Raw genomic sequence first — 20593 nt, 5'->3', positions numbered from 1 at the left:
TGCTCTGCTCTTGCAATGATCAAAACCAAGTCTTGAACTTTGCTCGTTGCGCGCATGAGCAGCGACACTCTCTTACTGTCAGACGACTACTTTGTCATATATGGAAGCAACGCCATCTCTCGGGCATTCTTGATCGCAACGGACACTTCGTGTTGATGCTTGGCGCAGCACCCGGTCACTCGTCTCGCTCGTATCTTGCCCCGCTCTGAGATGAACCTTCGCAACAAAGCGACGTCTTTGTAATCTATGTAGTCCATTCCCTGTTTACAGATGATGCAGGGCCGCTTTTTTCGCCGAAAGCCGGATGCATCCCCGATTTTCGTTTTGCGTTTGTCTTTGCGCTTGTCAAGTTTCCGGGCCATTGCTCAACACTCCTCGCCGCTAAAAATTTCTCGCTCCTCCTACTCCTCTGGGGATGGGGCCAATGGGTCGGTATCGAAGTCACCCTCGGGCGAAGCTCCCTCGCTCCACCTTGAAGTCTTGCTAACTTCTGCTGTTGCCCAACGAAGACTTGGCCCACACTCTTCTACCAGTATTTCCACCATCGAGCGCTGCTCACCTTCGGGCGTCTCCCAACTGCGCTGTTGCAGTCTGCCCGCTACGATCACGCGCATACCCTTCTTGAAGGTGTGAGCGACGTTCTCTGCCTGATCTCGCCAGACTGTGCACGGAAAGTAACTAGTTTCCTCTTTCCACTCTCCGGTAGTCCGATCTTGCCATCTTCTGTTGACTGCTACAGAAAATCGCGTCAAGTTCTGACCCTGCGGTGTGATCCGCAGGTTTGGATCGTCGGTCAAATTTCCTACGATCAGAACGGTGTTGTTGGCTGCCATCTCTCCACCTCTCGCGCCCAGAGAGCCAAACGTATTTAGTTTGTCTCGTTTTTCGAGTCCGTGCTGTCCGGAGGGGTAACAGGCACCCGCGAAGTCTTCGATGTCTTTTCAACTCTAGAAGTCACCTTGTGCCTGAGTACCGAGTCTTCGAGGCGAAACAAGCGGTCGAGCTCTCGCAGCCCCTCCGGCGTGGCTTTGAATTTAACGTCACAGTAGTAGCCTTCGGTGTGATGCTTCACCTCGTAGGCAAAGCGCCGCTTTGGCCACCTTTCTATATTCTCTAGTTCAACGCCGAGCGAGGACGCTTGGTCGAATACCCTTTTGGTGATATGGTCGACCTCTTCTGGGCCGAGGGTACCAGGGTACATGAGAAGTATTTCGTATGAACGCAACTGTGCTCCTTAGGACGCCTGCTAAAACAGGTGGCCTCATCATTGGCGAACCTCCTCTCGGCCCTGCCGGACCTCTTTGCATCGATATTCTCACCGGGCTTGCGCTCCGGCTGGCTCGCCTCGATGGGGCAGGGGCAACGGAATAAAGCGAAGTCATGGTAGCAGAGGCTAGCGACAGCATCCATCGCCTATTGCAAAAAAGTGCGGAGAATCACTCGTTTCTAAGATCTGAAGAAGAGAGTGAGACCCCTTTCTGTAGGCGCCTTCGTTCGTACTCTATGGCATCTCTGAGCGATTCTACGAGCTCATAGCGGCGCATCCATCCGAAAGATTCCAGCTTTGTGGGATCTCCACACTGGTAGGAGCCTTCGCTCTCGGGCATCTCTACATCAATAGGTAAAGGCTTGATCCCAGCCGCCTCGAAGGCGACATTGATCAGCTCATCGATTCCGGTAGCCCTCCCAGAGCACACGTTGTAAACGCCGGGTGGAAGTTTCGTGGCGGCCAGCCATAAGGCATCTACGGCATCGCGGACATCGAGAAAGTCCCGCTTTGAAGCGGTCTCTCTTATTGCCAGGCGGTCGACGTCCGAGGCGATCTGGCGGACGATACGACCGGCCACCACGTCGTCGCCCTGCCCGGGTCCTAAGCAGTTGAAAAGACGCAGGACCACCCCACCCCATCCCAGGACGGCCTCGGTCTGTCGGAGCTTAGCATTTCCGTAAGCAGTCGATGGCCGAGGGGGGTACTCCTCGGAGATACGTTCTCTAGGCCTGATTGAGCAGCCGTACTCTGCAGAGGAGCCTGTAGCCACCAAGCGAATATTGTCGTCGATAGAGTCCAGTGCTCGCAGCAGCGCAGACGTACCCATCACGCAGATGCTGTCACAGGTCTCGGGTGCAGCATATGGCTTAGGCCCCGCGACATGGTAAACCACGTCGGCTTCGGTACGCTCCAGGATCTCCAAAAGAGAGGACTCTATCTGTGAAGGATCGGCCGTGAAGTCGACGTCCGAGCTGCTCAATCCAAATGCGCGTATTCCTTCGCGCTCGAGGCGCGCTACTAGGTGCTTTCCGACAAAGCCTGTAGCGCCGGTTACCAAAGCTTTCACGACAGTACCGAGGGAGGAAGAAAGCGGGCAGGGTCTTTGGAGTAGGTGTCAATGGCTTCCTCGTAGTCTCGCTTCCGTCCTATGTCCAACCAGACCCCTTTCACAAAGAAGGCACGCACTGGTATGTTCCGGTCCAGCAGCATCATGATAAAGTCGGGAAAGTCAAGTTTTTGTCCCTTAGGGATAAGCGATATCGCTTCTCGCGACACTGCATATATTCCGGTAGAAATGTATGTAGTGACAGATGGCTTTTCTCTGAAGGAAATCACCTGCGTGTCTGATCCGATTTCGAGCACTCCGAAGTCGATCCTCTCGCGTTTTTCGTAAGCAGCGACGGTCAGGGCTGCGTTGGAAGAGAGGTGCGATTCGAACAAAGAGGCGTAGTCGAGATCCGATAGCACGTCTCCGTTCATGACCAAAAAATCGTCGGGAAGGTCGTCGATTTGTGAGAGAGGCCCTGCAGTTCCGAGCCTGTTCACTTCCATCGAGTAACGAACACGTACGCCGAAACGATGCCCATTTCCGACAAATGTCTGTATCAGCTCCGCTAAGTATCCGACCGCTAGTATTACCTCCTCGAACCCTGCCGCTCCTAGCTGGCGAAGGATTATTTCGATAATTGGCTTGTCTCCGAGAGGCATAAGAGGCTTGGGAAGCACGGTCGTGTAAGGCTGCAGGCGAGTTCCCTCCCCACCGGCAAATACGACGGCGACTCGCGGGGCACTTTCCGAGCGAGCACTATCAGATGGCATAAGAAAAAGGTGTCCTCCGAGACCCGCGGCGAGGAGCCGTCTTCAGGTATTCGATAACTGCTTCCAGCCCTTCGCTCAAAGAAGTCTTGGGTTCCCATCCAAGCAACGACCGGGCCTTCTCGAAAGAGGCTATGAGTACCCCGACTTCACTACGGGAGGGGCGTTTGCGTACGGGGTCTTCTACGACACGTGCTCCGGGTCTGACCTTTTCAATCAGTACCGATGCGAGCTCACCGACTGAAACCGCACGTCCTGTTCCTAGATTGATGGTCTCGCCTACTACACCTTCGCTTTTGGCAGCTGCCAAAAAACCCGCCACTGTGTCCTTCACGTAGGTGAGATCCCGTTGGGGATCAAGGTTGCCGAGGCGCACGGCATCACCTTCTAGAAGCTGGTCAATTATGGTGGGGACTATAGCTCTGGGAGACTGTCGCGGACCGTAGGTGTTGAAGGGTCTTATGGTCACGGCCGGCAGACCAAACGATAAGTGGAAAGACTCGACGACCCGGTCCGCTGCGGCCTTGGACGCAGCATATGGAGACTGACATTTTATGGGATGGTCTTCTGTTATTGGAGTGAACTGTGCCGTTCCGTACACCTCGCTCGTTGAGGTGTGGATCATCCTTGTGCATCCGTTCTCTAGAGACGCCTGAGCGACGTTTAGAGTACCGGTAACGTTTGTCTCGAAAAATGCTCTCGGGTGCGCATACGAGTAGGGAATGGCAACGAGGGCTGCCAGATGGAAGACGTACTCGCACCCCGCCATCGCCTTATGAACGCTGTCGTAGTCAGTGATGTCGCCAAAGTACACCTCGAGGCCGTCGGTAAGGGAGGACTCGAGCTCTTCGAGGCTGCCTGCATAGCCCTGGGAATTGTAGTGTGCGAACGCGCGGACCTCCGTGCCCTCTCGAAGCAGTTCCTCTGTGAGATGGCTTCCGATGAATCCCGTAGCTCCAGTAACCAGTACCTTGCCCTGCACGATCATGACCTCAGAACCTGCCCGACGGCGTCGGCAGCACGCCTGCTCGCCCCTTTTGCAACACCCACAAATTCAAAAAACGCCGGCCATGCTTGAGGTGTCCAATTGGGCCAAACTGACCGGTCCAGCCATTTTGCCAGTATGTCGGTGAGCGAGGCCGCATCGCAGACCACTGGGATCTCTGTAGACCCATCACAAGGAGCTGGGAGTTTTCCCCCGGAAAGGTTCACACAAACGGGCATAGAACCGAGGTGAAAAGCTTCGGCTAGCCCCGTCGAGATTGGACCAACGACTACAGACGCGTCGTCCAAGTTGTCGTACACCCACCCTCTATCACGGATCGGTATCTTCAGTCGTGCACGTCCCATCGCCCAACGGTAATAGTCAGAGTGCTCGGAGGGGTGAATCTTGAGTCCCACTGGACATATCCTCGAACCAAGCTTCTGCAAAACTTCGGACAACATGCACAGGTACCGCTCGGCATCCAACCGAGAGTCCCACGCAGTGTTGTGACGGACAGTGTAAGACAGAAACAGTACCGCGCTCCTTTTCGGCGTCCGAGTGCGCGCCAAACCCTCTAAGTGAGGAGGCCCCGTAACCCAGGTCTTTGTGCCTCCCCTTCCCAGTACCTTCTCTATGTACTTAGCCATCGGAAGGCTCCACACGAAGACATCGGATGCGAGTCGTTTGTCACCTAAAACTTGGGATCCCTCAAGCCCATGGGCGACAACTATTACCGGCACACTCGCACCTGTGGCGACGAGAGACAGCGGTGCAAAGTCAATGGAAGTATCGTTAGGGATCAGAACACACTCGGCACCCAGCTGGAGTATTGCGGTTTTAGCCGCGGCAATTCTGCTACTGAGAGGTTTCCAGTACTTGACAACTACGCGTGCGATGCTCGACGAAAGCCAGGGCGTGACGTTCGTGCCCTCTAAGAAAAAAGCTCTCTCGCCTAAATCCGCCTGAATGGCCGAGTCGAGTTGTTGGATAGACGGCGGGCGCGCCACTGCAGACAGGTTTCGATGTTGGAATAGAGAAGCGGAATGAGACCCTCGCGCTGTTATAGACAACGCATCTTTTGTTCTCGGATAAGCCCACGGCCAAAGGATCAGGCGGTAGCGCTTTCCAAGCTCGTATCCGATGGCTCCCAGCGTCCGGTAGTGTCCGTAAACTAAGACAGGCCTAGCGGAAATATTCTTGCCTAAGCGATCGAATATTGCAGTAGCAACCTTCCCAAAAGAAAAGAACAAGCACTCGCGAACGTTTCTCTTCACATCGATGTGAGTTGTGTCTACTACCACTGGGCCGTGCGATGCGGGGAGCACCGGCTCTTGCTCTACATCTCTAGATACGCTTTTGGCATCAAGATTCCCGGGGAGTTCGATGACGGCGTCTTTACCCAGGATCGCTTCAATGCCGACACGGCGGGGATCGGGGTGACGGAGGTCTGTAACTATTTCATATCCCTGCCCTGCCAGGAGTTGTGTGGCGACTGCGTATCTGGCAAACGGAGAAAGCGCTCCCCAGAGTATCTCGGCTCGCAGTGAGGCTAGGATAGGAACCCCTTGCATTTCAGGCGAGTGCGCACGGTCGATCGTACACCTCCAAGCAATAACCGTTTCGTCTAGGAAGTCCTCTTTGCCGACAAGCAGCTCTCTCAAATCCAAACAAGGCACTCCTATGGAAATGGCGGTGTCTAGAACCTCCCATGTGTCTGTAACGACCAAGTCGGTTGGTTGGGCGTGGATGAGACTTTCGGGATGCAAAAGAATCAGAATTCTGCGCAAGCCCATCTAATTGTGCCCGCTTTCTCTAAGCTTCCCATCCTTAGGCGAAACTGGTGAACGGCTAGTGCCGCTTTCTTTCGGCGACGAGGTTCTTTGTGTGTTGTGTTCAAATTCTTCAACGTTTTCAATGTCGACGCCTTTAGCGTGTGGCAAAAACCATGCAGCAATGGGAAGGGCCTCCAGCAGCTCGCGCCGCTCTTTCCTAGACATACCGACGAATCCAAACGCACCGTAGTAAGCTGCGACTCCTATCGCTCCAACAGCTACCACCCCGGGGAACCCTGCGAACCTAACGACTGAGAAGCCTGCAGAACCGACGAGTCCTGCGAGCAGCAACGCCATCGGATACGCCGGCCAAAATACTCTGGCAGCGTAAGCTCTTCGACTAGCACCCAGCGTTTTCAAAGAAAGCGACATGAAAAAGGGAAATCCAATCACATAGGCGATCGTCGTACCACCGACGACTCCTGCTACTCCGAATCGGCGAGCGAGAACTATCGACAGCGCGAGATTCGCACCGGCTACCGAGTAAGCGTAAAGCAGGATCAGACGGAGCTTTCCTATGCCAATCAAAACGTTTGTGAGTACTCCCGTGTTGCAGTTGAGGACCCAGTAGGACACAAATACGGCTATCGGCACAGATGCTTCAGGAGGTGCCCACGAAGCAGCTATGGCCGGTGTTAGAGCGAGTATCGCGGTTGCTATGGGGAGAGTGACAGCAACTGTAAGGCGAGATGCCTCTAGAACGAGGCGTACGAGCCGCTCGTGATCACCTTTGGCCTCAAGCTCGGAGGCAGCTGGGGTTATGGCAGCTACCACCATCGCGTGAATATCGCGTGGCACCTTGTGCAGTCTCGCTGCGTACTCGTAGATAGTGACTGCTGCAACTCCTAGAGCCGTCGAGGTTGCTGCTACAAGCCTGTCCAATTGATATACCACGACGTCTGTAAGGCTGATTACGAAGAGAATGGCCGAGAAGCGGGCAATACCTCTCCATTCCTCGAGTGTGGAGCCGCCGGGAGCTTTGATCTCGGGTGCTCTGGCTCTCGCTAGAGCTCTGCTTACGACTCCTCCGCCAACGAGACACACGCTGGTTGCAAACATTAGCCCTGCCGCTCCCAGATGCATCGATGCCGCCCCTATCTGGGCAGCGAATGAAAGTGCCGATACGCCTAAGGAAACTGCGCTAACCAAGTCGTAGCGCTGATAGCCACGAAGGAGATGGTCGTAGGTGTAGAGCGGCCAGCTGAAAAGAGATGCCAACGAAGCGATTCGTAGCGTCTGGCGGGCGGGTTCCAAGAGGTGAGGAGGGACTCCGAGAAACGAGAGCCCCCAAACGGATGCCGCCCACAGGGCAGCGAAGGCCAGTATGCCAGTGGCAGCATATGTCCTAAAGGTTGCGCGGAACGCCGCGCCAATGCGAGGCGAGTCTCTTTTTGCGCGATACTCCGCGACTATTTTGACTAGAGCTGGCGAGATCGAAGCATCGAGAACGCCGAAGTATCCGGTAAAGGACAGAGCGAGAAAATACACCCCGGCTTCTTGAGGTCCAACCCTATTGACGATGTACGGCAATAGGACAAGGGCGAAGACCATCCGAAAACCCTGAGAGAGCTGATTCCAGAAAGTGTTGCGCAAGAGGCGCCGTCTGAGCGGTGCATCTGCAGTCTCTTCTTTCAACAGTGATCCCTCGGCTTCTTGCAGCATCCGAAGTGTGCGAGGATCTCTCTTAACCGCGGCCCTTTGAGGGGATGCGGTGCGTCTTTAGCCATATGCCTCAACGCCTGGAGGTCTTCTGCAGTGTCGAGAGTGACCCGTGCCCATGAGCAGTCGACATTGAGCTCCACCGAGATGCACCGGAAGGACTCTGGAAAGGCAGTTATGTACGAGGTAACGTGCTCTCGATGAATTCCTCGGGCCACAGAATTGACCCTAGCGAGTGCCTCTGTAGAAACCACCTCTACGTCTAGACCGTCTGGAAACGTTCTCTTCAACGTATTCGATGCGTAATCGGCTCGATTGCCCTGGTGCCACCAGGCCTTTATGACCGCATCGATGACTTTCGGATCGACGAAGGGGCAGTCTGCTGTTATCCGTACTACCGCCGGGGGGCATTTAAGGCGGAGGAGATTCATAAAGCGCGAAAGGACATCGTCCTCGCTACCCCTCACGCACTCCACACCCAGGTAGTTAGCGACTTCACATATGACGTCATCGGAAGTTTCACTGCTCGTGAGCACAAAAACGCCCGAGTGGAGGGAGGCGGCTCTAGCTCGTTGGACCACCCACTCCAGAACTGTCTGAGATCCAAGCTTGGCGATTGTCTTTCCAGGAAGCCTAGTAGAGCCCGTGCGAGCCTGGATCCCTATGAGAGGACGCTCCTCGAGGGGTGGAGCAGGAGCCTCCGAAGCCTCGTCGAACGTGATCGAACTGACGGTCACGACCGTGATTCCTCCCCCTTGGTTGCTGGTGGGGGCACTTTTGTCGGCTCTCGAAGTGTGGAGGACCGAGCGATTGCCTCCACAGCTCCGAGCACGTAGAGACCATCGAGAATATCGGGTGTGGGATCTCGACCGTCTTGGACGCACTTCAAGAAAAAAGCGAGCTCTGTTCGGTACGAGTTCTCGATGGCCTGTTTAGACCGTCCGGTCTCGGACCATTTCCACCCCAGTGTGCCTTTTTCACCCACGATCTCGAAGCCGCGTCTATATGTCGCCGAGATCATTTCGAGGAAGAGGGAGATGACAGCACCACTGCGGGTTTCTAACACTGCCACAGCCAGATCATCCGGGTCCGCATTGAGGACCCCGGTTCGTTTTACAAAGCCAAAGGCGGTGTCAAATGGGCCCAGCAGCCAGAAGGCCAAGTCTATTTCGTGTGACGCTTCGAGCAGAACGCCGCCGCCTCGCGCCTTGGACGCCGAGTAGGTGCTCTTGAAATGAACCCCTTTTCTCCACTTGCGTAGGTCGTATCCGAACCACAACGCAACGCCGAGCGGTCTTCCAACTTCACCGTTGTCTAGCCTTTGCTTTATTTCCGCGATCTCATCGAGGAATCGCAAGTTGTATCCGACCATCAGGGGGACGCGAGCCTCGGACTGAAGTCGTGTAAGCGCCACCCCTTCGCTGTAAGAGAGTGCTAGCGGTTTTTCTACCAAAACAGGAATTCTCCTCTCGAGAGCCTCACCAACTAGCTGGGCATGGGAGTCGGTTGGGGAGGCAATTACGAAGGCGTCGGGTCTCTCTTCCCAGAGTGCTTGCAGTTTGGATGCCACGATTGATCTTCCGGCCCCGGCTTCCAGCGCTAGTGCTTTAGCTCTTTGAGTATCCGGATCGAACAAAATCGTGGTATGCCCCATTGAAATCGAGTTGAGGAAGTGACGCTTTCCGGCAGAGCCACATCCTGCGATTGCAACTTTCATCGGAACTCCTCTTTGGAGGCGCCGATCTCTGCTCGGACTCGAGCTAAAAGTGTCTTCGCAACTCTGCATGCTCCCTTGCCATCTATAAGCCGGGGGCCAGCTGCGGCAAGCCTGTAAAAGAGCTCTCGCTCACGGGCAATCTCTGCAACAGCCGAGGCGATGTCGTTTGGTTTTGCCTCTGACATCCGTAGAGCTCCTGCTTCGGCCAGCCCCTTTATGTTTGGGATATGGTTGGGCGACAAAACTACGCCCACTGCAGGCCGGCCTGCCCGTGCGGTCTCCAAGGACGACACACCTCCTGCGGTCACCACCATGTCGGCCTCGACGAGGCGAGAGATGTACTCGTAAGGAGGGGTGCAGTGCTCTGTCGTTACGACTTCTAAATATCCAAGACGAGTTCTAAGAGCTTCCACTACTTGCGTCGTAAGACCCTCCTCAGCCCCGGAACCGAGTGTTACTAGTATCCGTCGTGGTGGGTGAGTAGGCAGGGCTGCGGTCAGATCCCACAGCTCAGGCCCGAGCAACGCGAACTTGGCCCCCGTAAGAATCTCTTCTGCTCTCCCGACGTACAGGCTTTTGTCGGCTCCGGGTGCAGGATCGACAAGCATAGGCGCGGCAATGGAGGGGGGAACTCCATCTGCTACGATCGCAGACGGAGAGAGACCGGCCATCTCCTCTTCCGAAAGGCGATAAGAATCTATGACAGCGGCATCGAAGACCTGGCGTCCCCATTTCAAATCATCCACGTGCAAAACAGCTCTGCCGCATATCGAGATTGCTCGACGGAAGGTCGTATCGTCGCGCGGGCCCGCTATCGCTATGGCATAGGCGGATCCGTAAGCAGCGATAGCAGTACCGAGCGCGCTCATCCGTCGTAGGTGACCCAATCCCGCGCTCTGCCCGAAGTCAGCTACCAGTACCACCCTAAGCGTATTGCCCGGAGCTAGGTTACCTGTAGCCGCGTGTTCTTCTTCTAATGGCTCGCAACTACCTATTGGTCGGAAGAACGCTTTAGTTTCAGCAGGTTTCTCGATCGAAACAACTCTTATATACCTGTCTAGTCTGATTCCTGCCTCGCTTGTCACTGTAGGAGTGTCGGGATCGCGGGTATAGCCGGCAGCCTGGAATGCTCTCACCGAGGCGGTATTGTCTGGCTTGATTCGAGCCAAAAGCTTGCTGGCGCCGAGTGATTCGGCAAGTAGGGATCCTTTCAAAATAAGAGAGGTACCTATTCCACGTTGCCGAAAAGCCTCCACGAGGCCCACTGCGACTTCGTAGGAGTCGGAGGATTCGAGCAGGGGGTCGAACCTTATGTACCCCACTGGCCGACCTTTAGCGACTGCTATGAAAAGAAGGGCACCTTGGCGAAGTTTCTGATCGATCCAGAGAAGGTGAGACTTCCACTCCACCCCCCGGCCCGTGGCTGAAGCTTCTACGACGGCAGGATCGTTGCGAATCTCATAGAGAAAGCGTACGTCACCGTGCTCGGCTTTTCTGATCGAGATCTCTTCGCTCATCCGAGAAGAAAGAGTCAACCTATTCCGGAACGGCTAGATCGCGGAAATGTCCGAGAAATGTCCTTGCCAGCCTCAGATCATCTCCTCAGTAATCACTTCGTCCTCTTTTATGTCTCGCTTGGCGACACGCCCAACTATCCACCTTATGTACTTAGGCTTGATTCCATAACCTGGCCGCTTAGAGGTCAACATCTCCCTTGTGATCACGGTGCCGGCAGGAATGTCGCTCTTTGCAACGATGCTGCGGCGCGCCATGGTGTACATCTCGCCGCTCTCCTCGGCGGTTGGCCCCCTTTTACGCCCATCTCCGAGGGCTGCTTCAGCTGCTCTCACTCCCTCCACCATAGCCTTGAGCTCGTTAGGCTCCAGGGCGAATGGATGATCCGGACCTTTCAAGTTTCGGCTCACGGTGAAGTGCTTTTCGATAATGTCGGCTCCCAGAGCGGCTGCGGCGATGGGTATAACTATGCCGAGGGTGTGATCCGAAAAGCCGGTGGGAACGCCAAATGCACGCCTGATGGTCTCCATAGCTCTCAAGTTGGCCGAGTGAGGAGAAGCGGGATACGACGATACACAGTGAAGAAGCGCCACCCTGTCATTGCCTTCGGACTCGCATACCCCCAAAGCGTCTTCGATCTCGCCTAAAGTGGCCATTCCAGTGGAGATGATTAGCGGTTTGCCGGTGCTGGCACACTTGCGAACCAGGTCTAAGTCGAGAATCTCGAAAGAGGCGATTTTGTAGCAAGGGACCCCGACTGTTTCCAATGCGTCGACCGCGTCAAAGTCGAATGGAGAGGAGAACCACGTTATTCCCACAAAATCGGCGTAATCCTTTAGTCGAGGCTGCCACTCTTGCGGAAGTGCAATACGATCGAGGAGCTGTGCGGGCGGCTCAGTGGAGATGTCCTTTAGATACTCGAAGGGCGGAGTGAACTTCGAGTAAAGGTCAGAACCTGTGTAGGTCTGAAATTTCACCGCATCGCATCCGGCTTCGGCTGCTACGTCGATCAGTTGTTTGGCTCTGTAGAAGTCTCGATCGTGATTAGCGCCCGCCTCCGCGACGATGTAGCAGGGCGCCCCTGCGCCCACTTGTCTGCCGGCGATGTCGAAGCTGTCTCTCATCTTTCGCTCCGCATTGCGTATTTACTTCAGGATACGGTCCAAAGGTGAGCGCGGCTCGCTTCCAAACACGTAAAAATTGCGATGGTGTCGACAAAAGGCAAAGATACATGGCGGATTCTTCTGGCGCTGGGCACAAGAATTCGAGAGACAGAGAAAAAGAGGCAGAGGCGGCTGCTACACGAATTCGCTTAGAAGTACCGTTTCACACTGCGCAGCGCCCAGCCAGCAGCGAGAAGGGCTACAAGCTTTTCGTTCCCCGCCCACTTTCACTTTCCCTTGTACTGTGGACATGGCTCGGTGTCTCGACTACGTATCTCGGGATAGGAGCTGTCGCGGCATATCTCCGCTTCTACCGGTTACCAGAGAGAGAGGCCGACTTCCCGCTGCTGTTGCCTGGAGCTATAGCGGATAGGTTCTGGCCGTATCTGACGATCGTTCTGGCGTTCAATCTGGTGCGCTCCATAGTTATGAGTTCTGCCCTTCGATCGACTCAGGCATCGCCGGCCGTACGCCTAGGATGGACTGTAGGTATTTTGAGCTCGCTTTTTCACCTGGGGGAGTACCTCTGGGGAATTGTGTCTGGGTTTTCTCCCTCGGGGACCGCTACGACTTCGCCGACCCCGGTGGCTTGCTGGGCGGCGGTATCGCTCGTCATGTCTGTGATTCCCTCGGTACTCAAATGGGTATGGACCCCGCCAGAAGTACTTGTTCCCGATTGGACATACGGAGACGGCGAAAAGTCATCAGACCTACGAGGACCGGAGGAGTTGTGAAGCGACATCAGAAAGTCTCGAGTTTCGACATCTTCTAGAAAACCGAGCCCATCGGATCCCCTACTAGGTATCTAGTCGGATCCCCAGAGGAGGCTGCATCTGCAACTACGGCAAAACTCTCTTTCGCTGCGGTGACGGTTAGCTCGATGTCTGGGGTTGTGTGTGCATACGACACAAAAAATGAGCCGTTGAACAATACCGCCCTCTTCGCCATCTCCTGTTGAAAGATGCTTTTGAGAACGGGGTCCTCCGCTAGCTTGCGTACGCTGACCGTTCCCGTCGGTTCATCGTCCGAGCCATGTTTTGTCTTCGTGCTTGGGAAAGACAACACGTTCCAGGGGGGCTCGCCGCTTAGCCGCACCCAATCGCCGACACCAGTGATGTGGATTGCTTCCTCGAGCCCGGCTCGGAGCAGACGACCTAGATCCCAAATGTAGTCGATGACAGGTTCGCTTTCGATCACCCCTAGCACTGCTTTCACCGCTGCCAGCGACAGACATTCCCCCCCGTAAGTTCCGGATACGAAGATTTCCTCAGAAACCGCCATTACGTCTTGCCTGCCGCATACCGCAGCTATTGGCATTCCGTTCCCCATCGCCTTTCCCAACACTGTGAGATCTGGGTAAACGTTGTATCGCTCTTGAGCTCCCCCCCTCTCCCACCTGAATCCTGTTATGACTTCGTCGAAAACGAGGAGAGAGCCATTAGCAGATGTCATCTGGGCCACTGTCTCCAAAAAACCTTCGTCGGGCGGTTCGGCGCTGGCCGGCTCTAACAGGACAGCGGCGATACGAGGACCATGCCTTTCAAACACGGACTCGAGAGAGTGGATTTCGTTGAAGCGAAAAGAAACTGAAAGTTCCCCGACCGAGGCGGGAACACCAAGCGAGCGCGTGGTCGTCGCCGCATAAAAGTCGTGCCAACCGTGAAAGCCTCCGACTGCTACCATGTCCCTTCCAGTGAAGGCTCTCGCAATTCTTACTGCTGCAGAGCACGCCTCGGAACCTGTCTTTACGAACTTGACTAGGTGTGCAGATGGCACAGCCGCTAGAACTGCCTCGGCAGCTTCAATCTCGATTGGTGATGGAAGGCTAAAGAGAACTCCTTTTGAGAGTTGCGTTTCGATGGCCTCGACCACCCTGGGATGGTTGTGTCCCAGGATCACTGATCCCAAAGCCATCGGGTAGTCGAGGAATTTTCGCCCCTCGACATCTACTACCCAAGCTCCTTCGGCTCTCTCGATAAAAAGCGGGATCTCCGGGGAGCCAGCTGCCTGCATGCGGTAAGACTTCGAAAGCGTTTGGGATCCGTGGGGTGTTACCGCTACAGCTCTTTTCAATAACGTGGCTGTAGCACTCTGTAGCGAGGAATCTGAAGTTAGCACCTGACTCTTCCTCCTAAAAGAGACGCTTGAGCTTAGGTTATCCTCATTTACTTGAGCTGGTGCTCGGGGAACACTCAAGCCACCACTAAGGAGATACATGCCACACCGAACGCGTAATATCTAGTAAGAGACGAGGTCGAGTGAAGTGGGCACGGCTAGCGATAGAGCTATTGGAGACGAGCCGGAGCGTAGCGACGAGCCGGAGTCCGACAGCGGATCTGCACTTCAAAAGGGTGACATCAAGTGGTTCCTTTTATACCTTCTCTCTGAAGGTGCTCGCCACGGCTATCAACTCCTCAAAGACATCGAGCGCAAGACAGGTGGCGCCTATCGCCCAAGTCCAGGGATGCTTTATCCGAACCTCGCAGCCTTGGAAGAGGCTGGATATGTGAAAGCCGAAGAAGACGAGGGGCGACGTGTCTACTACTTAACCAAAGCGGGAGAGGGGGTCCTCAGGCACAAGAGCAGAAGAGTGAGAGAGGCTGTCAAGCGGGTGGAGCGGCGTCAGCTTACGCCTTCGGAGAAGCGACGCTCCCGGGCACTGGTAGGGGAACTCGAGGAAGATCTCGCCGATTTCAGTCGCTCAGTGGCTCGAAGGGCGAGGCATCTGGGCTTAGACCTCGAAGCTTTGAGACACATCAGGCGTGCTTTAGAGAGGGCTCGTATGGAAGTGATGGAGGCTATCGATCAGTTAGAGGAGGGGAGCGCTACCTTCTCTCGCTCTAGCGAAGATAAAACTTCTTGAACGTGACGTATAACGAGTCGTTTAACGAGTCGTTCACAATGCCGATCTCTCCCCAGTCTGCCAGAAAAGCAGCATGCGATTCGATGTGAGCTGTAAGGTTGACCCATACGATATATCACGATATATTTCGGCGTCGACAGAATCCGGTAAACAGGAGGTGGTCGGAGATGGAGTCGGAGCCCTTGGGAGTCCAACGCGCCTTTCCCTCCTTCGAGCAACGTCTTGCGCGCTCGTCGTGGGTACTCGAGGAAGAGGGACTTTTTGACGCTGCGTTGGGCTGGCGGAGCCACGCCGAGCCAGAGCGATCTCGCCTGAAGCGTCGGGCAAGAAGCATCTTGCGGGGAATCCCCGCAATCGGAGACGCGGGCCGCCTTGGACGTATTGGGTTCGAAGCGGGTAGGGCCTTGCTAGCGGTGGCCATCACCGATGTAATTCCCCGGCGTGTGTTGTCGGCACTCGGGTTGGAGCCAGACGATCCCGAGGAGTCAGCGGAGAGCCGCGCGCTGTACGCTCGGGAAACCTTTGTCCGACTCGGTCCGACTTTCGTGAAGCTGGGCCAAGTGATTGCCTCAGCGAGGGGCATCCTTCCTGACGGTGTTGTCGAGGCTTTTATGCCTTGCCGCGACGAAGTCCCGCCCTTTGAGGCAGCGCGACTACCGCAGATCATCGAAGAGGATCTGGGAAAAGATCCCGAGGTGATCTTCGATGGCATCGAGCAAGAGGCTCTGGCCGCTGCGTCGGTGGCGCAGGTTCATGCCGCCAGACTGCGAGACGGGCGCGACGTCGTCATAAAGGTTCTGAGGCCAGGGATAGACAGGGTCATAGAGGCAGACGTTCGAGTCCTCTCTAGAGTAATCATGGCTCTGAACCGTCTGATTCCTGAATTGGAGCAGGCTAACTTATATGGCGTGCTGTCGCTGTTCTGCGAGACAGTTGTGGAAGAACTCGATCTACGATTGGAGGCCGACAACATGGTCGACATTGCCACCGGCCTCGAAGCCCTGGGGGCCGAGGACATCGTAGTTCCTCATCCGATTCCTGGTCTCGTGGGACGACGCGTGCTCGTTATGGAGCGCCTTTACGGACGGCGCTATTCGGATCTTACGCCGTTGGAGCGAGCAAATTTCGACACTGCTTATCTCCTACATGTGGCAATGCGCACGGTGTTGGAGGGGGCAGCTATAGCTGGCACTTTTCACGGCGATTTACACTCTGGAAACGTGTTTTTGCTTCCCGACGGCAAGTTCGGCCTAATGGACTTCGGTATAGTCGCCAGAATGGACGAGCCTCGTCGAAGGTCGCTTGTCAATCTGATGATCGCTGTGGCCAAGGATGACACAGAGAAGATCATCGATAGTTTCATAGCTTTCGACACGTTTCCCAGCGGTGTCGATCGCGGCGAACTGATTGCTGCTGTGGAGGAAACCTTAGCACAACGCCGAGCTACTCTTACCTCTGTGAGCCTATCCGACTTCGCGGATGGACTGGCGAAGGTCATCAGGGTATTCGCCTCCCACGGGGCTCGCGTTCCCAAAGACCTGTTGCTTTTTTTGAAAAACCTTATTTATCTAGGGGAGGCTGTGCAGGCTCTCAATCCCGGTGTCGACCTTCGGGCAGAGGTATCCAAGCTCTTCGACTACTTCGTCGGCAAGTACACCGAGGAAATGGAACGGCTGGGGGCGTTGTCGTAGCGTAGCTTTCGAAGGCCCGCCCCACTGACGCTCTCGTCTTTACGGGCGATACGGGTCTGCGACGTAAAGACATCGACGAACAAAGCGCTCAAGAGGGATCTTGCTAGGTAAGCCGCTTTGCGGCGAAGAAGCCCGCGATAGCGTTCAAGACGCGCTCCTGATCCTCTCGAGTCAGGCCTGGGTAGATCGGGAGGGATATCTCGGTCTCGTAGAAGTTCTCGGCTCCCTTTAGCGACCCCTTCTCTGGAGCGCCCAGCGAGCGAAACAGGCTGTGATAGTGAAGGGGTATGTAGTGAACCTGTGGGCGGATTCCCGCAGAAATCAGAGTCTCGAATAGAGCTCCGCGGTCAGATGGATCATCCAGCCTAGCGGGATAGAGGTGATATGCGTGAAGCGATCCCTCGGGAGCTTTTGCAGCTGATGAGATACCGTCTGTCGCTGCAAGTCTGTCGTCGTACGTAGAGGCGATCGCATTTCTCTCGACAATATAAGAATCGAGCTTTTTTAGTTGCGAGCGTCCGAGAGCGCACTGGAACTCCGTGATCCGCCCGTTCATCCCCAGGGAGGTCACGTCGTAGTACCAAGGGCCTCGCTCCGGGACGGGCGTGATCCCATGATGTCGGTAGCGTCGCGCCTTTTCAGCGAGGCCTGAATCGTTGGTAACGAGAGCGCCTCCCTCTCCGGTCGTGATCGCTTTTACGGGGTGGAAACTAAAGACAGTAGCTTTGGACAGGGAGCATGACCCAACAGGCTCGCCTTTGTAGCTGGCGCCAAGGGCATGCGCTGCGTCCTCGATGATAGGGATGCCCCCGTAGCTCGCCGCCACTCTAGCGATCTCCTCCATGGGAGCAGGGAGGCCGCCATAGTGAACTACTACAATGACAGAGGTTTTCTCTGTTATGGAGGCTCTAAGGGTGTCGGCGTCCAGGTTGCCGGTTGCCGGATTGACGTCGGCTATTATGGGCCGAACACCCGCCTGTATCAACGCTGTGGCCGAGGCTACGAAGGTAATTGCCGGAACTACTCCGTCGACACCTTTTTCCAGACCGAGTGAGGCCACGGCTGCCCACAGTGCTGCGGTTCCCGAGTTGAAGCAGATTGCATAACGAGCGCCGCACCTCGAGGCAAGCTCCTCTTCGAAGGTCTGGAGCTCTGGTCCCTGGGTAATAACATCGCGCTCGAGAGTTCGACATACCACTTCAATGTCGTCTTTTTCTATCTTCTGGCGGCTGTAGGGAAGCGGCGGCCTTTGCATGGAATCACCCCGGGACCGACTCGACGAGGCGCCTAATCTCTTCCACGTTAAGCCATGCGGTATTCGTGTCCGAGGAGTACTGGAAATCCTCCGGCACTTTTTTAGCTGGGGGCCACTCTCTAAGCAAGGACCAGGATGGCTCCTCGGGAAGAATGAGGTAGCGATCTTCGAGTTCGAGGGCGTGGCGCGCCTCTTCTTTGGCGACGAGAACTTCGTGAAGTTTTTCACCGGGCCTCATGCCAATTACTCGCGTTGGGATCCCGGGAGCTATCGCCTCGGCAACGTCGACCACTTTTACCGACGGGAGCTTGGGGATCGAAACCTCCCCCCCACGCATTTCTTCGATGCACGAGATCACGAAGTCGACAGCCTGGTCCACGGTGATAAAGAAGCGCGTTGCCCTCGGATCCGTGATTGTCAGGGTTCCCTCTTCGGCCTGTCCTCTGAAAAGAGGGATAACGGATCCGGAGCTTCCGGCGACGTTTCCGTAGCGTACACACGCGAATCGGGTGGGTAGATTCCCGGAGTACGCGTTTCCTCTCGAGAAAAGCTTTTCTGCGCAGAGTTTTGTGGCCCCATAAAGGTTCGCAGGGGCGACGGCTTTGTCAGACGAGATAGCCAGAACGCGTTCGACCCCGGTGTCGAGAGCTGCCCTTATGACATTCTCGGATCCGATTACGTTGGTCTGCACAGCTTCGAACGGATTGTACTCACAAGCAGGCACCTGCTTTAGGGCGGCAGCGTGAACCACTATGTCCACTCCGCGAAAGGCTCGTCTCAGTCGATCCAGATCCCTTACGTCACCTAGGAGAAATCGTAAGCGGTTCTCGTTGGGGTACTGTTGCTGTAACTCCCACTGTTTCAACTCGTCGCGAGAGAACACCCTTACCGCCTCGACCTCGTATTCAGCGAGTACTCGAGCGATGAAACGCCGTCCGAAAGAGCCAGTTCCTCCGGTGACGAGCATTGTTTTGCCATCCAGAGTCACATCGAATCCTTTCCTCAAAGAACCGACGGTCACCACTGAGCGCAGAGAAGCGTAACGGATTTACTTATCAATGTTGGGATGCTAGAGCGTCGTAATAGACGGCCTCCCATTCCCTAACCATGTTCTCTACGCTGAATAACTGCTTTGCTCGGTTTCTAGCTTCCGCCGCAATCCTGGATGAAAGATCTTTGTTCTCAATGGCTTCCTCTATGAGATCGCCCAGAGCCTCGGGGTCTCCAGGACTAGCTAGCAGCGCGCTCTTTGCATGCTTGACGGCCTCGGGCACTCCACCCACTGCTGTGGCCACGATAGGAACAGCCCAAAACATCGCCTCTATCAATGCCCCTGGCATTCCTTCCCACAAAGAGGGGAGTACAAATACGGCTGCCTCGGCATAGTAAGCGGCCGGATCTTCTACTTCCCCTGCAAAGCGAACGCGATTAGAGATCCCGAGCTCGATGGCTTTTTGCTCCAGATCTCTCCTACATGGGCCGTCTCCCACGATAACGGCTTCCCATCGACACCCAACTCCTTGGAGAGCTTCGAGTAAGACGTGGTGCCCCTTCGCCCTGTGAAGCCTTCCTACGGAAACGACGAGAGGAGGATTCCTCTTTTGCCTCCGGGCTTCTATAGAGGCCAGTTGCTCTCTAGCTAGGGGGTCGGGGCGTCCGGGGTAAACAATCCGAAAGTTCTTCTCGGAAACCCGGATCCTGCGCGCAGCTGCCGCAGCTACTGCTCTGCAGTTCGCCAAGTGGATGTGAGCGAAGCGAGCAGTTGCCGCATCTACGATTCTTCGCCAAATGGGCATTTCAGTATCGACACTGGCGTAACCCGAGATTACTGAGCTTACCCCCGATACCCTGGCTATCGGACGAGCCATTGCATTTGCATGGAAAAGGTGGGTTTGAACGACTCGAGGTTGCCGCTGAGATATGAGCCTTCGGAGGTGGCCTACTGCCTGGAGAGCCCTCGAAGTGTCATTTAGCTCTAGGGAGGTTACCGGAATTCCGCAAGCCTCGATCCTGTGGGCCAGTTTTCCCTTTGGCTTTAGCGTCACGAGTTCATGGCGAAGCTTACTCGAGTCTGTGTGCTCGAAGAAGAGCGCGAGCCGAGACTCCGTGCCGCCGACTCCAGTATCGGTGGTTACGTGGAGGATTAGCGGCGCGTCCATCCGTACCGCTTCAGCTGGCTATAGACCCCCAACAGCTTGAGGGCAAAAGCGGTAGATCCCGTGTGCCGGTAAATGCCGACGCGCTCCATGGTGTATGGTCCTTCATAGTGCCCGGGACCACGCGGGGTGACAACAGCGCGTAGATACCCGGACGATTCGACTATCGTTCGGCACCGGAAGTCGTACTTGCCCCTCGGATAGGCAAAGCTCTCTACAGAAGACCCCACGATGTCCTCCAATTCTTTTTTTGACCCAGCAATCTCTTCGTATAGCTCTTCGTCATCTAGGTGCGGAAGCTCTCGGTGGGTCTTGGAGTGTGAGCCTATTTCAAAGCCGCTAGCGGTCAGGTCTCGAAGTTGGGCTTCGTTCATTCGCCCTGGCTCCCCAACCAGAGACGACGGAACAAAAAAGGTTGCGGATGCCTCATAGGCGGTAAGCACGGGAAATGCTTGGGTGTAGTTGTCTTCGAAGCCGTCGTCAAAGGTTATCGCTGCGATCCGCCCCTTTACTCCTCTAGCCTTGAGTGCGTCCAGTTCTCTCAGGCTTACCAGCGTGAAACCCCAGCGCACCATGTTCTGGACTTGTCGTTTGAAGGCTCGGGGAGAGACGCACAGCGCAGAGCTTTCTTGATTTGTGATTCTGTGGTAAGCGAGGATTCGGTACATCCTT

20 protein-coding genes are annotated in these 20593 nt (G+C 55.5%); 3 read left to right on the top strand and 17 right to left on the bottom strand.

Going from position 1 to position 20593, the window contains the following annotated elements:
• Nucleotides 1–86 precede the first annotated feature (86 nt).
• The 12 genes from rpsR to C4318_00530 form a co-directional block, all read right to left on the bottom strand.
• A complete protein-coding gene (rpsR, locus tag C4318_00585) occupies nucleotides 87–362 on the bottom strand; it encodes a 30S ribosomal protein S18 (protein MER3453645.1) in 276 nt (91 codons plus the stop codon).
• 39 nt (nucleotides 363–401) lie between these two features.
• A complete protein-coding gene (locus C4318_00580) occupies nucleotides 402–833 on the bottom strand; it encodes a single-stranded DNA-binding protein (protein MER3453644.1) in 432 nt (143 codons plus the stop codon).
• Between the two features lie 35 nt (nucleotides 834–868).
• Nucleotides 869–1201: a 30S ribosomal protein S6 gene (gene rpsF / locus C4318_00575; GenBank protein MER3453643.1), complete on the bottom strand. Its 333-nt coding sequence runs from the start codon at nucleotides 1199–1201 to the stop codon at nucleotides 869–871.
• 235 nt (nucleotides 1202–1436) lie between these two features.
• Nucleotides 1437–2336: a hypothetical protein gene (locus C4318_00570; GenBank protein ID MER3453642.1), complete on the bottom strand. Its 900-nt coding sequence runs from the start codon at nucleotides 2334–2336 to the stop codon at nucleotides 1437–1439.
• On the bottom strand, nucleotides 2333–3088 hold the full coding sequence (locus C4318_00565; protein ID MER3453641.1) for a nucleoside-diphosphate-sugar pyrophosphorylase: 756 nt from the start codon (nucleotides 3086–3088) through the stop codon (nucleotides 2333–2335). The genes C4318_00570 and C4318_00565 overlap by 4 nt, the downstream gene beginning before the upstream one ends.
• The gene (locus C4318_00560) at nucleotides 3078–4073 is read right to left on the bottom strand and encodes an NAD-dependent dehydratase (GenBank protein MER3453640.1); all 996 of its coding nucleotides are present in this window, start codon (nucleotides 4071–4073) and stop codon (nucleotides 3078–3080) included. The genes C4318_00565 and C4318_00560 overlap by 11 nt, the downstream gene beginning before the upstream one ends.
• Complete coding sequence (locus C4318_00555) at nucleotides 4070–5863, bottom strand: hypothetical protein (GenBank protein ID MER3453639.1); 1794 nt, start codon at nucleotides 5861–5863, stop codon at nucleotides 4070–4072. Before C4318_00555 ends, C4318_00560 begins: the two co-directional genes overlap by 4 nt.
• Nucleotides 5864–7564 (bottom strand): hypothetical protein, encoded by a 1701-nt coding sequence (locus C4318_00550; GenBank protein ID MER3453638.1) that lies wholly within the window; start codon nucleotides 7562–7564, stop codon nucleotides 5864–5866. It abuts the gene before it with no gap.
• On the bottom strand, nucleotides 7534–8445 hold the full coding sequence (locus C4318_00545; GenBank protein MER3453637.1) for a hypothetical protein: 912 nt from the start codon (nucleotides 8443–8445) through the stop codon (nucleotides 7534–7536). Before C4318_00545 ends, C4318_00550 begins: the two co-directional genes overlap by 31 nt.
• Nucleotides 8295–9347 (bottom strand): hypothetical protein, encoded by a 1053-nt coding sequence (locus tag C4318_00540; protein MER3453636.1) that lies wholly within the window; start codon nucleotides 9345–9347, stop codon nucleotides 8295–8297. The genes C4318_00545 and C4318_00540 overlap by 151 nt, the downstream gene beginning before the upstream one ends.
• Nucleotides 9275–10795 (bottom strand): hypothetical protein, encoded by a 1521-nt coding sequence (locus C4318_00535; GenBank protein MER3453635.1) that lies wholly within the window; start codon nucleotides 10793–10795, stop codon nucleotides 9275–9277. Before C4318_00535 ends, C4318_00540 begins: the two co-directional genes overlap by 73 nt.
• A 72-nt stretch (nucleotides 10796–10867) precedes the next feature.
• Nucleotides 10868–11917 carry an N-acetylneuraminate synthase gene (locus C4318_00530; GenBank protein ID MER3453634.1) on the bottom strand — a complete coding sequence of 350 codons (1050 nt, stop codon included), beginning with the start codon at nucleotides 11915–11917 and terminating at the stop codon, nucleotides 10868–10870.
• Nucleotides 11918–12024: 107 nt separating this feature from the next.
• On the opposite strand from C4318_00530, the gene C4318_00525 reads away from it, so the two are divergent.
• A complete protein-coding gene (locus C4318_00525) occupies nucleotides 12025–12690 on the top strand; it encodes a hypothetical protein (protein ID MER3453633.1) in 666 nt (221 codons plus the stop codon).
• 34 nt (nucleotides 12691–12724) lie between these two features.
• On the opposite strand, the gene C4318_00520 is transcribed toward C4318_00525, so the two are convergent.
• The gene (locus C4318_00520; GenBank protein MER3453632.1) at nucleotides 12725–14173 is read right to left on the bottom strand and encodes an aspartate aminotransferase family protein; all 1449 of its coding nucleotides are present in this window, start codon (nucleotides 14171–14173) and stop codon (nucleotides 12725–12727) included.
• 46 nt (nucleotides 14174–14219) lie between these two features.
• Here C4318_00520 and C4318_00515 point away from each other — a divergent pair, with 46 nt between their 5' ends.
• Complete coding sequence (locus tag C4318_00515) at nucleotides 14220–14819, top strand: hypothetical protein (GenBank protein MER3453631.1); 600 nt, start codon at nucleotides 14220–14222, stop codon at nucleotides 14817–14819.
• 167 nt (nucleotides 14820–14986) lie between these two features.
• Entirely contained in the window at nucleotides 14987–16510 is a 1524-nt protein-coding gene (locus C4318_00510; GenBank protein ID MER3453630.1) for a hypothetical protein, read from the top strand.
• Between the two features lie 103 nt (nucleotides 16511–16613).
• Here C4318_00510 and C4318_00505 read toward each other — a convergent pair whose 3' ends face one another.
• The 4 genes from C4318_00505 to C4318_00490 all read right to left on the bottom strand — a co-directional run bounded on the left by C4318_00505 (nucleotide 16614) and on the right by C4318_00490 (nucleotide 20589).
• Complete coding sequence (locus C4318_00505; protein MER3453629.1) at nucleotides 16614–17765, bottom strand: UDP-4-amino-4,6-dideoxy-N-acetyl-beta-L-altrosamine transaminase; 1152 nt, start codon at nucleotides 17763–17765, stop codon at nucleotides 16614–16616.
• A gap of 4 nt (nucleotides 17766–17769) precedes the next feature.
• The gene (gene pseB / locus C4318_00500; GenBank protein ID MER3453628.1) at nucleotides 17770–18732 is read right to left on the bottom strand and encodes a UDP-N-acetylglucosamine 4,6-dehydratase (inverting); all 963 of its coding nucleotides are present in this window, start codon (nucleotides 18730–18732) and stop codon (nucleotides 17770–17772) included.
• Between the two features lie 88 nt (nucleotides 18733–18820).
• Complete coding sequence (locus C4318_00495) at nucleotides 18821–19924, bottom strand: hypothetical protein (GenBank protein ID MER3453627.1); 1104 nt, start codon at nucleotides 19922–19924, stop codon at nucleotides 18821–18823.
• Nucleotides 19909–20589, bottom strand: coding sequence for a hypothetical protein (locus C4318_00490; GenBank protein ID MER3453626.1), 681 nt, complete (start codon nucleotides 20587–20589; stop codon nucleotides 19909–19911). The genes C4318_00495 and C4318_00490 overlap by 16 nt, the downstream gene beginning before the upstream one ends.
• Between the last annotated feature and the right edge of the window lie 4 nt (nucleotides 20590–20593).

The sequence above is a fragment of the Acidimicrobiia bacterium genome, from assembly GCA_040289475.1.
Taxonomy (GTDB): domain Bacteria; phylum Actinomycetota; class Acidimicrobiia; order ATN3; family PSLF01; genus PSLF01.
This window is presented reverse-complemented; position numbering and strand designations above follow the sequence as displayed.